This window comes from Paraburkholderia sp. Cpub6 (genome assembly GCF_014201065.1).
In the GTDB taxonomy this organism is placed as follows: domain Bacteria; phylum Pseudomonadota; class Gammaproteobacteria; order Burkholderiales; family Burkholderiaceae; genus Paraburkholderia; species Paraburkholderia tuberum.
In genome coordinates this window covers 516647-532629 of sequence record NZ_JACHDM010000001.1, presented here as the reverse complement: position 1 = coordinate 532629, position 15983 = coordinate 516647, and the positions used below count along the sequence as shown (strand labels likewise).

Annotated in this window: 12 protein-coding genes; 5 read left to right on the top strand and 7 right to left on the bottom strand. The window is 65.9% G+C overall.

Translation table 11 applies throughout. The features are described 5' to 3' along the window. The first annotated feature begins 341 nt into the window (after positions 1-341). Positions 342-2858 (top strand): YadA family autotransporter adhesin, encoded by a 2517-nt coding sequence (locus HDG33_RS02350; protein WP_184022202.1) that lies wholly within the window; start codon positions 342-344, stop codon positions 2856-2858. 149 nt (positions 2859-3007) lie between these two features. Here HDG33_RS02350 and hrpA read toward each other — a convergent pair whose 3' ends face one another. Beyond that, positions 3008-7033: an ATP-dependent RNA helicase HrpA gene (hrpA, locus tag HDG33_RS02345; RefSeq protein ID WP_260330288.1), complete on the bottom strand. Its 4026-nt coding sequence runs from the start codon at positions 7031-7033 to the stop codon at positions 3008-3010. Between the two features lie 3 nt (positions 7034-7036). Here hrpA and HDG33_RS37100 point away from each other — a divergent pair, with 3 nt between their 5' ends. The 4 genes from HDG33_RS37100 to proP all read left to right on the top strand — a co-directional run bounded on the left by HDG33_RS37100 (position 7037) and on the right by proP (position 11632). Next, on the top strand, positions 7037-7684 hold the full coding sequence (locus HDG33_RS37100) for a hypothetical protein (RefSeq protein ID WP_260330287.1): 648 nt from the start codon (positions 7037-7039) through the stop codon (positions 7682-7684). An 8-nt stretch (positions 7685-7692) separates the two neighbouring features. Continuing rightward, positions 7693-9081 (top strand): amino-acid N-acetyltransferase, encoded by a 1389-nt coding sequence (gene argA / locus HDG33_RS02335; protein WP_184022179.1) that lies wholly within the window; start codon positions 7693-7695, stop codon positions 9079-9081. Between the two features lie 74 nt (positions 9082-9155). Further along, complete coding sequence (locus HDG33_RS02330; RefSeq protein WP_026225286.1) at positions 9156-9428, top strand: oxidative damage protection protein; 273 nt, start codon at positions 9156-9158, stop codon at positions 9426-9428. 734 nt (positions 9429-10162) lie between these two features. Further along, the gene (gene proP / locus HDG33_RS02325; protein WP_184022176.1) at positions 10163-11632 is read left to right on the top strand and encodes a glycine betaine/L-proline transporter ProP; all 1470 of its coding nucleotides are present in this window, start codon (positions 10163-10165) and stop codon (positions 11630-11632) included. 66 nt (positions 11633-11698) lie between these two features. On the opposite strand, the gene HDG33_RS02320 is transcribed toward proP, so the two are convergent. From HDG33_RS02320 to HDG33_RS02295, 6 genes are all read right to left on the bottom strand, one after another. Further along, positions 11699-12187, bottom strand: a complete 489-nt coding sequence (locus tag HDG33_RS02320; RefSeq protein WP_184022172.1) for a metallophosphoesterase family protein — start codon at positions 12185-12187, stop codon at positions 11699-11701. Positions 12188-12195: 8 nt separating this feature from the next. Beyond that, positions 12196-13002 carry a hypothetical protein gene (locus tag HDG33_RS02315; protein WP_184022169.1) on the bottom strand — a complete coding sequence of 269 codons (807 nt, stop codon included), beginning with the start codon at positions 13000-13002 and terminating at the stop codon, positions 12196-12198. A gap of 2 nt (positions 13003-13004) precedes the next feature. Next, complete coding sequence (locus tag HDG33_RS02310) at positions 13005-13580, bottom strand: TMEM175 family protein (protein WP_184022166.1); 576 nt, start codon at positions 13578-13580, stop codon at positions 13005-13007. Between the two features lie 144 nt (positions 13581-13724). Next, a complete protein-coding gene (locus tag HDG33_RS02305; RefSeq protein ID WP_184022163.1) occupies positions 13725-14078 on the bottom strand; it encodes a cupin domain-containing protein in 354 nt (117 codons plus the stop codon). A gap of 28 nt (positions 14079-14106) precedes the next feature. After that, entirely contained in the window at positions 14107-15504 is a 1398-nt protein-coding gene (locus HDG33_RS02300) for an FAD-containing oxidoreductase (protein ID WP_184022160.1), read from the bottom strand. A 169-nt stretch (positions 15505-15673) separates the two neighbouring features. Further along, complete coding sequence (locus HDG33_RS02295) at positions 15674-15862, bottom strand: hypothetical protein (RefSeq protein ID WP_062129896.1); 189 nt, start codon at positions 15860-15862, stop codon at positions 15674-15676. Positions 15863-15983 lie beyond the last annotated feature (121 nt).

Here is a 15983-nt window from a genome sequence, read left to right as displayed (position 1 = left end):
TTAGCGGGAACAATAAGAATACTCCTCTTTCCTTATCAATAAAAACCTAGCCGTATTAATATATTTTTTAGCCCAATCGAATTTCGGAGTTTGCTGATATCTGAATTGCACGCGGACATCGGAGAATTCTCCATACGCGCCGCCCCGGTAGCGCCTCCCCCATGAAACCCGAGCGTACATCGCCGGGCTGACGCGCGCTCGGCCAAATAACGCAAGCCTTACCAATGACCGGCGTTTTTGTATTTTCAATATTTTCAAACCCACCAGGCAATAACTTCACGTCAAAGTCGGAATACGCGCTGCGTGCCACTAACCACAATAATGCGGAGGATTTTTAATTGATGAACAAGAATATTTCGATAATTCGCCATACCACGTCTCAAATAAAAGTCGCAGCGCCGCGAACTGCCTGCCTGCAAACACACCGTGCTTCCGCGCGCCAGAAAAGCATCGCCCGGGCGGTTCGAAGTACCGCGGGTGTTGCAATAGCGGCGGCGGCCCTTTACGTCACGGAAGCGACAGGCGCCGGCGTCGATTCCGTCGAGGTAGGCACGGCCAGCGCGCCCGCCGACATCGCGGTCGCGATAGGCGCACAGGCCACCGCAAGCGGCAGCTCATCGCTGGCGGTCGGCTCGCAGGCGAACGCGCAAAACGACGGCGCGATCGCGGTAGGGGCGAACGCCACGGCGCAGGGCGATAGCGCCGTCGCCATGGGCCTCTCCTCTTCCGCACAAGGCGAAGGCGCGAGCGCCTTCGGGCCTTATGCGAATGCGCAAGCGGAACGCGCGACCGCGGTCGGTCTGAACGCGTCGGCGCTTGGCGTCGACTCGGTCGCAGCGGGCTCCGGTTCAATAGCGGCGGACTCGGCCGCCTCCGCGTTTGGCTCCCTATCCACGGCAACCAGCGTCGGATCGACCGCGCTCGGCTATGTCGCGCAGGCCGGAGGCGCCAACTCGCTCGCCGCCGGAGCATGGGCCTCGGCGCTCGCGGACTCGAGCGTCGCGCTTGGCAGTAATGCCGTCGTCAGCGGCGTCGGCGCCATCGCCCTCGGCGTTGCCGCGCAGGCACGCGGCGCCTACGCCAGCGCAATCGGCTTCGGCGCAACGGCCGCGGGAGCCGGCGCGATCGCGCTCGGCAGCAACGCAAACGCGAGCGCCGACAATAGCGTCGCGCTAGGCGCCAACGCCAGCACCACGACGGACCTGTCGCAAAGCGCGTTTGTGCCCGTGGGAACGGGCGCCACCCCGATCGCGGCCTCCAGCGCGACGGGCGAAGTCTCGCTCGGCTCGGCGAACAACGAGCGTCGCCTGACCAACGTCGCCGCGGGCGCCGCGCCCACCGACGCGGTCAACGTGAGCCAGTTGGGCGCGGTCGACAACAAGGTCGATGCACTCGCTCAAAGCAGCGCGCTGCATTACTTCAGCGCTGCTGACCCGGCCGACGGCTCCAACGAGGCGCTCGCAGACGGCACGCACGCGCTTGCCGCGGGCAGCAACGCCAGCGCTATGGGCAGCAACGCAACCGCATTCGGCACCAGCGCCAGCGCCAGCGCCAGCGCAACCGACTCGACCGCGATCGGCGCGGGCGCTGTCGCCGGCACGGCCGACGCGACCTCGCTGGGCGCGTCAGCGTCGGCCTACGGCTCCGGTGCGACGGCGCTCGGCTCCAACGCCACGGCGAACGGCGCCGGCGCCCTCGCGCTCGGCTCCGGTGCCAGCGCAGCCGCCGACAACGCACTTTCGCTCGGATCTAACTCGAGCGCGCTAGTTGCAAACTCCGTCGCGCTCGGCCAGGGCTCGATCGCCGATCGCGCGGGTACCGTGTCGGTCGGTTCGACGGGCAACGAGCGCCAGATCACCAACGTCGCGGCTGGCACCGCCGACACCGATGCGGTCAACGTCGCCCAGCTGAAAGCGGTGAGCGACCAGAGCAGCGCGACCGCAGCGAAGCTCGACGGCGCGGTCATGTACGACACGAACGCCGACGGCAGCATCAACCGAAACGGCGTTACGCTCGGCGGCGATACCACGGAGGGCACCGTCATCCACAACGTCGCGGACGGTGTACAGGCGTCCGACGCGGTCAACCTCGGTCAGCTGAACGCGGCGCTCGAAGGCGCGATCAATAACGCGACGATCGGCTCGGCCGACGCGTTGTTCAGCGCGGCAGGCGATAGCGCGACTGAGAGCGCGCAGGCGTCCGGCGCGCACGCGATTGCGGCCGGGGCGAACGCGCGGGCGAGCGGCGTCAACACGGTCGCCGAGGGTACAAACGCAGAGGCGGCCGGCACGAACGCGATTGCCGTCGGAGCGAATGCACAAGCAAGCGGCGCCAACGCGGCAAGCATCGGAGCGAACGCCATCGCCAGCGGCAACAACGCGACGGCGGTCGGTGCCGCGGCCAGCGCGAGCGCCGACAACGCGGTGGCGTTAGGCCAGGGCTCCGTCGCCGACCGAGCGAACACGGTATCGGTTGGCGCGGCGGGCCAGGAACGCCAGATCGCCAACGTCGCGGCCGGCGTGCGAGGCACCGACGCGGTCAACGTCAATCAGTTGCAGCAAAGCGTGAGCGGCGCGATCAGCGCGTCGAATCGCTATACCGACGACCAGATCCGCTCAGCCCGTCGGGACAGCTACGGGGGCACGGCATCGGCGCTCGCGATGGCAGCTTTGCCGCAAGCGGTCCTGCCGGGACACGGCATGGTCGCCATGGCGGGTGGCACGTACGGCGGTCAATCTGCGCTTGCAATCAGCGTGTCGCAGTTGTCGGACACCGGCAAATGGATCTACAAGGTCCAGGGCAGCACCGACTCTCGCCGACAGTTCGGCGCATCGATCGGCGCGGGGATGCATTGGTGAAATCAGCTCGAGTGAACGTATCGGACCGAGTCCGGCCGCGACGGCGCTCAGAGGACGCTCGGTGTACCCCGCGCGCACCGGTGCGCGGGCCCGCTCATCGGCCGCGGTGCACACCCAGTGTCCAGCGTCCGCGAGCGAGCGCCCTGGCTTTAGCGCTGCATCGACTCCCACACCTTGTGCAGGCGCTTCACCGAAACCGGCATCGGGGTGCGCAACTCCTGCGCAAACAGCGAGATGCGCAATTCTTCGAGCAGCCAGCGGAATTCCGCAAGCCGCGGATCCACGACGCCGCCGCGCTGCGACACCGCGCGCTGATAGTGCTGCAGCAGCGGCTGGAATTCGGCGAACTGGCGCGCGTCGCGTATGGCGTCCGCGCGCAGCTTGTCGATACGCAGCGCCATCCCCTTCAGATAACGCGGGAAATGTGCGAGTTGGGCATACGGCGTATCGACGACAAAACGCTTGCCGATCAGCGCATCGAGCTGATTCTGCAGATCGGTGTACGCGGCCGCGAATGGCTTCGCCTGCAGGAGCTTCTTCGTCAGGCTCGCGTATTCGCCAAGAATCTGACCGACCAGCCGCGAAATTTCCTGCGCGAGCAACGTGAGGCGGCTACGCCCTTCGTCGCGGCGGACATGGAAGCTCGCATCGTCGTCGGGCAGCGGATCCTGCAGACACGCGCGGTCGAGTGCGGTGTCGATCAGCTGATCGCGCAGTTCCTCCTGCGTGCCGCGCGGCATGAACTGCATGGCCATTTCGCGCAGGCCCGGCAGATTCTTCTCCAGATACTTGATCGGCTCCTTCAACTGCAGCGCGAAGAGCCGACGCAAGCCCGCCCGATGAATCCGCGCGGCTTCTTCCGGCGAATCGAACACCTCGACGTCGCAATGGGTGCCACGGTCCACGAGCGCCGGGTAGCCAAACAGCGTCTGACCACCACGGCGAATTTCGAGCAACTCGGGCAACTTGCCGAAATTCCACGTGGTCAGGTTTTCATAGAGCGCGGTGGCTGGTGCGCCTTCGGGTGTCGCGGGTTGCGGCGCGGCCGCGCCCTTGCCGCGCAACGCGCCACTCTGAGCCAAATCTGGAGAGCGTGCAGGTGCCGCAACACCGCCGCCGCCCGCGTCGGCCAAGGCGGCGCCCGCCGCGCCCGAAACGAGCTTCTGGAAATGCTGCTGCGCCTGAGCGCCAAGCTCGGCGCGCAGTTGCGACAAATTGCGCCCCATCGCGAGCTGCCGGCCATGTTCGTCGATGACCTTGAAGTTCATGAACAGATGCGCGGGCAGCGTCTCGAGCTTGAAGTCGGACTGCTTCATCGCGACCTGGGTCTGCTCGCGCAGGTCGGCGATCAGCGCCTCGAGCAAGCCTCCTCCTCCGAAGCGCTGTGCGCCGTGCCGTTCGGCGAAGCCCGCCGCGTACTCGGGGAGCGGCACGCAATGCCGACGCAGCTTTTGCGGCAGCGACTTCAGCAGCATCTGCGCCTTTTCTTTCAGCATCCCGGGCACGAGCCACTCACAGCGGCGCGCGTCGACCTGGTTCAGCGCGTACAGCGGCACTGCGAGCGTCACGCCGTCGCGCGGCGTGCCCGGCTCGAAGTGGTAGGTCAGCGCCATCTCGATGCCCGCCATCGTCAGCCGCTTAGGGAACAGATCCGTCGTGACACCCGCCGCCTCGTGCCGCATCAGATCGTCTCGGGACAAATACAACAGCCGCAGCTTGTCCTCCGCCTGGCCGCTCTTTTCGACCTCGTCGCGATACCAGCGCTCGAACGCGGCGCCGGTATGGATGCCGTCCGGCAGCGCCTGATCGTAGAACGCGTAGATCAATTCGTCGTCGACGAGCACGTCCTGGCGGCGCGACTTGTGCTCGAGCTGCTCGATGTCGGCGAGCAGCTTGCGGTTGTGCGCGAAGAACGCAAGCTTCGTGTCGAACTCCCCTTCAACAAGCGCACCGCGAATGAACAGCTCGCGCGCCCGCGCCGGGTCCTGCTTGCCGAAGGCGACGCGCCGCCGGTGATAGATCGGCAGGCCGTACAGCATCGCGCGCTCGAACGCGGACACCTGCGCCGCGCGCTTTTCCCAATGCGGCTCGGACAACGACTTCTTGAGCAGATGCGCGCCGACCTTCTCGACCCACTCCGGCTCGATTTTCGCGATACAACGCGCGTACAGACGGCTCGTTTCGACGAGCTCGGCGGCCATCACCCACTTGCCTGCTTTTTTCACGAGCGCCGAGCCGGGCCACAAATAGAACTTGATGCCGCGCGCGCCGAGGTAGTACGGCTCGTCGTCGGCTTTCAGGCCGATGTTGCCGAGCAGACCGGTCAGCAGCGCCAGATGGATCTGCTCGAATGTTGCCTCCGCGTCGTTCAGCCGCCAGCCGTGCTCGCGCACCACCGTCAGCAGCTGCGAGTGGACGTCGCGCCATTCGCGCAGCCGCAGTTGCGACAGGAAGTTCTTGCGGCACTCGTCCTGCAGCTGCCGGTTCGATTTCTTGTGCGCGATCGCTTCGTCGAACCAGTTCCAGATCTTCAGCCACTGCAGGAATTCGGAGCGCTCGTCGGCGAACCGGCGATGCGCCTGGTCCGCCTGCTCCTGCGCTTCGATCGGGCGATCGCGCGGGTCCTGCACGGACAGCGCACTCGCGATGATCAGCACTTCCTTCAGCGCCTGCTGGTCGCGCGCGGCGAGGATCATGCGGCCGACGCGCGGATCGAGCGGCAGGCGCGCGAGTTCGCGGCCGAGCGGCGTCAGGTGGGTGTCGTCGTCGACGGCGCCGAGCTCGTTGAGCAACTGGTAGCCATCGGAAATCGCACGGCCCGGCGGCGGTTCGATAAACGGGAAGGTTTCGATCGCCGTCAGATGCAGCGACTTCATGCGCAGAATCACCGAAGCAAGCGACGAGCGCAGAATTTCCGGATCGGTGAAGCGCGCGCGGCCCTGGAAGTCGCTGTCCTCATACAGACGAATGCAGATGCCATCGGCGACCCGGCCGCAACGCCCCGCGCGCTGGTTCGCGGCGGCCTGCGAAATCGACTCGACCTGCAATTGCTCGACCTTGTTGCGATACGAGTAACGCTTCACGCGCGCAAGGCCGGTGTCGACCACGTAGCGGATGCCGGGTACCGTCAGCGAAGTTTCGGCGACGTTGGTCGCGAGCACGATGCGGCGCGCGTTCGACGCGCGGAACACGCGCTCCTGCTCGGCGGCCGAGAGCCGCGCGAACAGCGGCAGGATCTCCGTGTGGGGCGGATGATGTTTGCGCAGCGCCTCGGCGGCGTCGCGAATCTCGCGCTCGCCGGGCAGGAATACCAGTACGTCGCCGGGGCCTTCGCGGCACAGTTCGTCGACAGCGTCGACGATCGCCTCCATCAGATCACGATCTGTCTCGCGCTGCGTCTTCGGGCGCTCGCGGCCAGACGAGGTTGCACCCGAGGTCCCTTGCGCCGCCTTGACCGCCGGGCTGTCCTCGACGACCGGACGGTAACGTACCTCGACCGGATACATCCGGCCGCTCACTTCGATCACCGGCGCGGGTTTGTCGTCGCTGCCGAAATGACGCGCAAAACGGTCGGCGTCGATCGTCGCCGAGGTGACGATCAGCTTCAGGTCGGGACGCTTGGGAAGAATCTCCTTCAGGTAGCCGAGCAGAAAATCGATGTTGAGGCTGCGCTCGTGTGCTTCGTCGATGATCAGCGTGTCGTAGGCATTCAGCAGCGGATCGGTCTGCGTTTCCGCAAGCAGAATGCCGTCGGTCATCAGCTTGACCGATGCGCCCGGCGCGAGGTTGTCGTTGAAGCGCACCTTATAGCCGACCACTTCGCCGAACGGCGTGCCGAGTTCCTCGGCGATACGGCGCCCGGTCGCCGACGCGGCGATCCGGCGCGGCTGCGTATGGCCGATCAGACCATTGCCGCCGGCACCGAGACCACGGCCAAGCGCGAGGCAGATTTTCGGCAACTGCGTGGTCTTGCCCGAGCCGGTTTCGCCCGACACGATCACGACCTGATTCTGCACGATCGCCCGCGCGATCTCGTCGCGACGACCGGAGACAGGAAGCGCTTCGGGGAACGTGACCGGTGGAATCGGATTCGGCTCGACGACCCGCGACGGCCGCGCTTCGCGCGGCGCGCGAGGTTGTTCCTTGCGCGGCTCGCCCGATTGTTTGTCGCGCAATCCGTGACGTTGCTCGCCGCGGGTCGATCCGCGTTGCTCGCTACGTGGCCCGCGATCTCCCTGTTCGTTGCGAGACGCACGACGCTGTTCAACGCGAGGGGTGTCCGAGCGCGCGTCGCGGATTTCATTGCGCTGCTCGCTTTGCCGCGCATCACCTCCCTCGTCGCGAGCCTGCTTGCCATGCTCACCGCGAGGCGCGGCCGAAGGCGTATTGGGGCGCTCGCCTTGCGGCCCACCCCGCTGCCCGCTTTGCGGCCCATCGCTCTGCTGCTCACGGGCCGCGTTATGAAGTGCAGTACGGAATTGGCCAAGCTGCTCGCTCAACGAAGCGCCACGTTGCTCGTCACGAGCCCCACCGCCCCGCTTCGCACCAGACGCGTCATCCGATTCATCGCGGGATTCACCGCGCCGTTCGTCACGCGCGCCAGCGTGCTCTTCGCGACCTTTTCGACCTGCACCGCCCCCTTCGGGCGGCACCTTTCGCGCAGACGCGCCCGCCCCCCGACGCGCGTCACGCGCCTGATCGGGTTTCGCATCCTGCGCTGGGCGGCGCATCGTGTCGCCGGGGTTGGCCGGCTCGCCGGCCGACGCCGGTTTCTCGTTCGCCCCAGCGGGACTTTTGGGTACATTCGACATGGGGGCGCATTATAATCCCCGGCATGAATTCCCAAACCGACCTCGTCCCCGCGCCCGCGAGCGTCCCGGCCCCCGCCGACTCGCCGGAAACCCTCGCCCAGCACGCGCAATTCGTCGACTGGATGCGTTCCGTCGCCCCGTATATCCACGCGTTCCGAAACAAGACATTCGTCGTGGGTTTCGGCGGCGAAGTGGTGCATCAGGGGCTGCTGAATGCGCTCGTGTCCGACATCGCGCTGCTGCAGGCAATGGGCATCCAGATCGTGCTCGTGCATGGCTCGCGCCCGCAGGTCGAGGAGCAGATGAGCCTGCACGGCGTCGAATCGGAGTTTTCACACGGCATGCGCATCACCGACGCGCGCGCGCTCGAGTCCGCGAAGGAGGCGGCCGGCGAAGTGCGTCTCGACATCGAAGCCGCGATCAGCCAGGGTCTGCCGAACACGCCAATGGCGCACGCGCACATCAGCGTCGTATCGGGCAACTTCGTGACGGCGCGCCCCGTCGGCATTCTGGACGGCGTCGACTTCCAGCACACGGGCCTCGTGCGCAAGATCGACGCGGATTCGATCCGGCACTCGCTTGCGAGTCGCAAGCTCGTGCTGTTGTCGCCGCTCGGCTTCTCGCCCACCGGTGAGGCATTCAATCTGTCGATGGAAGACGTGGCCTCGGCCGCGGCGATCGCGCTGCGCGCCGACAAGATCGTGTTCCTGACCGAAACGCCGGGCCTGATGGAAACCGGCGAAAGCGGCACCGCGCTGATCCGCGAACTGTCGCTCGACGACGCCTACAAGCTGCACGAAAGCGGCGAAGTGACCGGCGACGCCGCGTTCTACCTGAAGCATTCGATCCGCGGCTGCCGCGGCGGCGTGCCGCGTGCGCACATCATCCCGTACGCGCTCGACGGCAGCCTGCTGCTCGAACTGTTCCTGCACGATGGCGTCGGCACGATGATTTCGTACGAGAACCTCGAAAGCCTGCGCGAAGCAACGCCGGACGACGTCGGCGGCATTCTCGCGCTGATCGAGCCGCTCGAAACAGACGGCACGCTCGTACGGCGCGGCCGTCACCAGATCGAACGCGATATCGACCATTTCTCGGTAATCGAGCACGACGGCGTGCTGTTCGGCTGCGCGGCGCTGTATCCGTATCCGCAGGAGCGCATCGGCGAAATGGCGTGCCTGACCGTCGCGCCCGAAGCTCAAGGCACCGGCGACGGCGAGCGCCTGCTCAAGCGCATCGAACAGCGCGCGCGGGCACGCGGCCTCACGCGCATTTTCGTGCTCACCACGCGCACCGAACACTGGTTCCTGAAGCGCGGCTTCGTCAAGGTTACGGTCGACGACTTGCCCGAAGACCGCCGCCGACTCTATAACTGGCAGCGCAAATCGCTCGTGCTGATGAAACAGCTTTGAGTACTTCGTGATCGCCCCCAACTGATCCGATCCGGCGTCTGCCCGCCCCACATCGATTACAGGAGAAGCACAGCATGACTCGTATGGTTCAATGCGCGAAGCTCGGCAAGGAAGCCGAAGGCCTCGATTTCCCGCCGCTCCCGGGCGAACTCGGCAAGCGGATCTACGAAAGTATCTCGAAGGAAGCCTGGCAGAGCTGGTTGAAGCAGCAGACCATGTTGATCAACGAAAACCGCCTGAACATGGCCGATCCGCGCGCGCGGCAGTATCTGATGAAGCAGACTGAAAAGTTCTTCTTCGGCGAAGGCGCGGATACCGCGTCGGGCTACGTGCCGCCGTCAGCCTGAGCTTGCCTCGTCCGGGACGACACAACGTGTCGCCCGAACCGGATGAACGCACGCCCACAATCCGCGCCGCGAGCGCGGATTTTTTTCGCGCCAACATCGGCCGCGCATCGCGCCCGCCGCTCGCATCGTCTTCGCCTCAAAAAGCGCTCGCCAATGTTCTAAGCGGTCCGTTTTTCAGGGCCGTTCCGACCCCGCCAGATCTCCCGTCCCGCAATTGATCGAGTCACATTGGCGGCCCTACCTCGCACCACCGATTTGCATGATCCTCTGGCATCGTGCTAACATGTGCCCTCGTTTGAGCCGCAATTCACCTTCATTCGTGTTCTTTCAAGTTGGTTCATCGTGTGCTTTTCCGCGCACGCGCCATCCTGAATTGAACTGTTTTTAAACAAGAAGGCTCGTCGGTCGTTTCCCCGCCTAAAGCGGAAAATTCAAGACCGGCCTTTTTCGTTTCAAGCCCTCAGTGGCGCATGGGTCAGTTTCCCGCCAGCCCCGCGTCCCTCATGCATCTGCCCCCCTTCCACGGCCACGCAGGTGCAACAGTCAGCACAATCTAGTCGAGTGTTTTTTCGCGAACTTACCGCGAGGCACGGGCGTTTGCTTCCTTTCGCCATCCGTTGCGCCGCCGGATAACCGGTGCCGCGAATGGCCTCGCCTTGCTCACGAAATTACACTTCCCAGCAACCGTGGCGGAACGCATCACGAGTTTCGTCGCAGTCATTGGAGTTTCAACCTTGACCGCTTCCAGCAACGGCTTCTGGCGACATCACAAACCGGAACAGCGTCTTTCCCTCGACGACATCACCGTCGTCGATCACTCCCTCCTGAAACGGGCCGTCGGCGCCATGGCGCTCGGCAACGCGATGGAATGGTTCGATTTCGGCGTGTACAGCTACATCGCGGTCACGCTCGGCAAGGTGTTCTTCCCCTCGTCGAGCCCTTCGGCGCAACTCATTGCGACCTTCGGCACGTTTGCCGCGGCGTTTCTCGTGCGGCCGATAGGCGGCATGGTATTCGGGCCGCTCGGTGACCGCATCGGCCGTCAGCGCGTGCTGGCAATGACGATGATCATGATGGCCGCGGGCACCTTCGCGATCGGCCTGATCCCCAACTACGCGACGATCGGCATTCTCGCGCCGGTGCTGTTGCTGCTTGCGCGCCTCGTGCAGGGCTTCTCGACCGGCGGCGAATACGGCGGCGCCGCGACCTTCATCGCCGAATTCTCGACCGACAAGCGCCGCGGCTTCATGGGCAGCTTTCTCGAGTTCGGCACGCTGATCGGCTACGTGCTCGGCGCGGGCACGGTCGCGCTGCTGACGGCGACGCTGTCGAACGACGCGCTGCTGTCCTGGGGCTGGCGCGTACCATTCCTGATCGCCGGACCGCTCGGCCTGGTGGGTTTGTACATCCGCATGAAGCTCGAGGAAACGCCCGCGTTCAAGAAACAGGCCGAAGAGCGCGAAGCCGAAGACCGCGCGCTGCCCAGCCAGTCGTTGCGCCAGCTGCTCGTGCAGCAGTGGAAGCCACTGCTGCTGTGTGTCGGCCTCGTGCTGATTTTCAACGTGACCGACTATATGGCGCTGTCGTATCTGCCGAGCTATCTGTCCGCCACGCTGCACTTCAACGAAACGCACGGTCTGTTCCTCGTGCTGCTCGTGATGATCCTGATGATGCCGATGACGCTCGCCGCCGGCCGTCTGTCCGATGCGATCGGCCGCAAGCCCGTGATGCTGCTCGGCTGCGTCGGTCTGTTCGCGCTGTCGATTCCCGCGCTACTGCTGATTCGGATGGGCACGGTGCTGCCGGTGTTCGGCGGCCTGATGATTCTCGGCGTGCTGCTGTCGTGCTTCACCGGGGTGATGCCGTCGGCGCTGCCGGCGCTGTTCCCGACCCGGATCCGCTACGGCGCGCTCGCGATCGGCTTCAATATCTCGGTGTCGCTGTTCGGCGGCACGACGCCGCTCGTGACCGCATGGCTCGTCGACCGGACCGGCAATCTGATGATGCCCGCCTACTACCTGATGGGCGCATCGCTGATCGGCATCGTGTCGGTACTCGCGCTGCGCGAAACCGCGCGCAAGCCGCTGCTCGGCTCGGGTCCGTGCGTCGCGACGCGCGCTGAAGCGCACGCGGTGCTGCGCGGTGAGCGCGAGGCCGAGGAGATGGATGAACGGTTCGCGGCGGCTGCGACCGCGCGTGCCTGACCTGCGCAGTCATCACGTCAGGCGTAGTTTCTGAAGCGGGCCGGCGACATTCGCCGGCCCACTTTTTTACGTCAGCAGCGAATCGAACGTCGCGCCAACCTGCGCGCCTTCGACGGTCAGCGTGCCCGCGCACACCGGCAGCCTGAAGCGCCGCGGCCCCGCGCTGCCAGGATTGACGTACAGCACGCCGTCGCGCTCGGCGATCGACGGCTTGTGCGAGTGGCCGCTCACCACTACGCGAATGCCATCGTGCTGCGGCACGCAGCCCAGCTCGGCGATGTCGTGCACGACCAGAATCGTCACCTGCTGGATCGTCAGCCGCGCATGCGTCGGTAGAGACGCGGCCCAGTCACCGGTATCGTTGTTGCCGCGCACCGCGGTCAGCGGCGCGATCCGCGCGAGCGCGTCGAGCACGTCCGGGTTGCAGATATCGCCCGCGTGAATGATCGCGTCGCAGCCGTCGAGATAGCGCAACGCTTCGGGACGCACGAGGTTGTGCGTATCCGAGATGAGCCCGATGCGGGTAGCGGTCGAAGGTGAGCGATGTGAAGCCATGCGCAGTCTCACTCCGTCTGCGGCTGCGCCAACTCTCGCGCCGCCGCCTGGGCACGGCGCTGCCCGGCCAGCAAGCGCCGCGTCAACCCCTGCACGACGACCGACACCACCGCCGCGCACGCAAACGCCGTCGCCACACCGTACTGCGGCAGCAGCATCGCCGTCACCGCGAAGAACGCCGCGAACGAGCCGCGCCCGACCACCATGCCGCGCATCAAGAGCGCCACGAAGTCCGCGCCATGCGCACGCTGCGCCGACACCGCGAGCACGATGCCGAGCAGCGGAAACACCGACACCACGCCACTCCACGCGGCGCCCATCGATGCCGAAGCAGCCGTCACCGCGAGCGTCAGCAATGCGCCCGCGAGCATCCGCACGGCCAGATCCGCACGCCCGACGCGCGCCGCCGGCACATGGCCCGTCGCGCGCGGCAAGCAGCTCTGCGACACCGCGACGGCCGCGCACGCCGCCGCCAGCGCCCACCCAAGCGAGCCGGGCATCCGCACGATCAGCAGTCCCGCGCCGAGCCAGCCGGCCATGCCCGCGACCAGTGCGAGCGGCCAGTCGAAGCGTCGGCAGCTCCATCCATAAGCAAGATTGAATGCCTCGGATGCGGCGATCGCCGCAACCGACGCCGCCGACGCCTGCGCCGCGAACGCCGGCCCGCGCTCGACTGCGAGCAGCAGCATGATCGGTCCGGCGACGACCGGCAGTCCCGCGAGCCATCCCGCGACCGACGGCCCCCAGACGCGCGCGGCCGCCGTCAGCGCGGCGAGAAAGGCCGGCACCAGCACGAGCTTCAGCGCGAGCAGCATGCTCAGGCCTCCAGCACGTGTTCGATGCGACGGTCCGGTACGAACCACCATGCGGCGGCGAGCGCGTACAGCACGGCCGACGCCCACGGCACGACGAACGCGAGCCCGATGCCGGTCAGGTAAATGACGACGGAGACCTTGCCCTTGAAGTCGTTGCCGAGCGCCTTGGCCAGCGTCGAGTCGTGTCCATGCTGAGAAATCAGCGTGCGCGTCAGGATGAAATACGCGATCGCCGCCATGAACAGCACGATGCCGTACATCGCGGTCGGCCACGCGGCCAGATGGTTTTCGCCGACCCAGTGCGTCACGGCCGGCAAGAGGGATAACCAGAACAGCAGATGCAGGTTCGCCCACAACACCTTGCCGTTGACCTTCTGCACCGCATGGAACATGTGATGGTGATTGTTCCAGTAAATGCCGACGTAGACGAAGCTCAGCACGTATGCGCAGAACACCGGTACGACCGGGCGCAGCGCCGCGAGATCGTGGCCTTCGGGCACCTTCAGCTCGAGCACCATGATCGTGATGATGATGGCGATTACGCCATCGCTGAAGGCTTCGACGCGTCCCTTGCCCATGCGAGTCCCGAAGATCAATGCGGTGGGGCGCACAGCCCGCCTTCGCCTTGCGCGCGGGCCGCGCCGCTGCCGATTATCGGTGATGGTGTGAGGATTTGTCGATGCGCGAGAGCCGGCCGCGCGGATGGCTCGATCCGCCGCGGCTCACGGGTAATGGACGGCGAGCCACACGCTCGGCTCGGTGTCGCTCGTCCATGCGACGCGGTGGCGGCAATGCGCCTCGATCAGCACGTGATCGCCGGGCTTCATCGGATGCGGCTGGGGGTCGTTGTCGAATTCGAGCATCGCCGCGCCGGTGAGCAGCACGACCCATTCGGCGCGCGGGCTGTCGTACCAGAAGCCGGGCGGACTCGCCTGCCCGGTCGAGACGATCCGCTCGATCGTCACGCCGCCCCGCTCGACGAGCGCGTCGACCTGCTCCTCGGGCGTCGTCCCCAACTGCGCGACGGCGTCGAACAGGTTGCCGCTGCTACGTGCGGGTTTGAGCGGGCTTGTCATCAGCGTGTCGCGCCAGCGTCAAGGCAGTTCATTGCATCGGCTTGAGCCCATCGAGCAGCGTCGGCACCAGTTCGCTGATGGTCGGATGCACGTGCATCGCGTATTGCAAAGTCGGATACGGCGCGCCTGCGGTCATGATGTCGACGAACGTATGGATCGCCTCGTCGCCCTCGATGCCGTGAATTGCCGCGCCGAGTATCTGTTTGCTGTTCGCATCGACGAGCGCCTTCATGAAGCCGTCGGTTTCGCCACGCTCGCGCGCACGGCCCACGCGCGACATCGGCATCGTCGCGATCAGCGCTTCGCGGCCGCTGTTGCGCACCTCCTGCTCGGACATGCCGACGCGCGCGAGCGGCGGATCGACGAACACCGCATACGTCATGATCCGCGTGTCGACGCTGCGCGCGCCGCCGTCGAGCAGGTTCGCCGCGACGATCTGGTAGTCGTCGTAGGACGTATGCGTGAACGCGCCGCGGCCGTTCACGTCGCCGATCGCCCACACGCCCGGCACGCTGGTGCGCAGTTGGCCGTCGACGATGATCGTGCCGTGCCGGTCGGTCTCGATGCCGGCGACGTCGAGGCCGAGGTCGTCGGTGTTCGGCCTGCGGCCGGTGGCCAACAGCAGATGCGACGCCTCCATGGCTGGGATGTTCTGCTCGAAGCCGATGCACACGTCGTTCGCGCGATGCGCATGCGGCTCGACGCGCGTCGGTTGCACGCCGAAATGAAACTCGACGCCCTCGCGCGCGAGCACCTTCTGCACCGACTCCGCGAAATCGGCATCCTCGCGGTTCAACACGCGCTCGCCGCGCACCAGCACGCTGACGCGGCTCCCGAAGCGGCGAAACACCTGCGCGAATTCCAGCGCGATATAACTGCCGCCGACGATCACCAGATGATCCGGCAACGCGGTCAGTTCGAGCAGCGTCGAGTTCGTGTAGTACGGAATCCGCTGGATGCCTTCGAGCGGCGGCACGACGGCGCGCGTGCCGGTGTTGATGAAGATTTCGAACGCGCTGAGCTCGTTCAGCAATTCCCCGTCGCGCCCGCAGATAGCGAGCGTGCGCGCGCCGGTGAAGCGCGCGTGGCCGTTGATCACCGTGATGTTTTCCGTGCCGCGCAGCCATTTTTCGACGCCGCTGCGCGACTCTCCGATGATCCGGTCCTTGCGCGCCTTCACGGCCGCCAGATCGACGCCGACCGAACCCACCTGCACGCCGAGCTCCGCCGCATGGCGCGCCACGTGCGCCGCGCGGGCGCTCGCCACATAGGATTTGGTCGGCGTGCAGCCGACGTTCACGCAAGTGCCGCCAAACTCCGCGCGTTCGATCACCGCGGTGCGGCGCCCGCTTTGAGCGAGGCGCACGGCGAGCGGCGAACCGCCTTGTCCGGTACCGATCACGACTGCGTCGAAGTGCTGTGGCATGGCAACTCTCCCCGGCTGGGTGCAGGTCGTAGCATCTTACGCTTAGTGCCACGCGCTGCCATGTCATGTCTGATTGTGCGGGCGCTTTGGCGACGGCCCGTCTTGCCAGGCGCCGCGCGCGAGGCGGCGCCAATCAGTTGGGATTACTGCGTATGCTGCGCGGGAAATCTCAGGCGTGGCAATGAACCGCGCAAATCAACTCGCGCGAACGTTGCAGTGCGGCCTGCGCGCCGCGCGCCGCGAACACCCAGCCGACCTGGCCGAGATTGAAATCCTGCGACACCATCACCTGCATCAGCGCGACCATCGGCAGTACGACCGCTGGCCGGTAAAGCTGGTTTCTGATCAACTCTGACATGACGACCCCCAAACGCGGGGCGCCGCTTCGGCACCGCGCACCAATAATGTTTCGATGGGGGAATTTTAGGGAGTGCGTCGCCGCCGATAAATAGCGGCAACGCGAAGTCACTTGTTCGGCA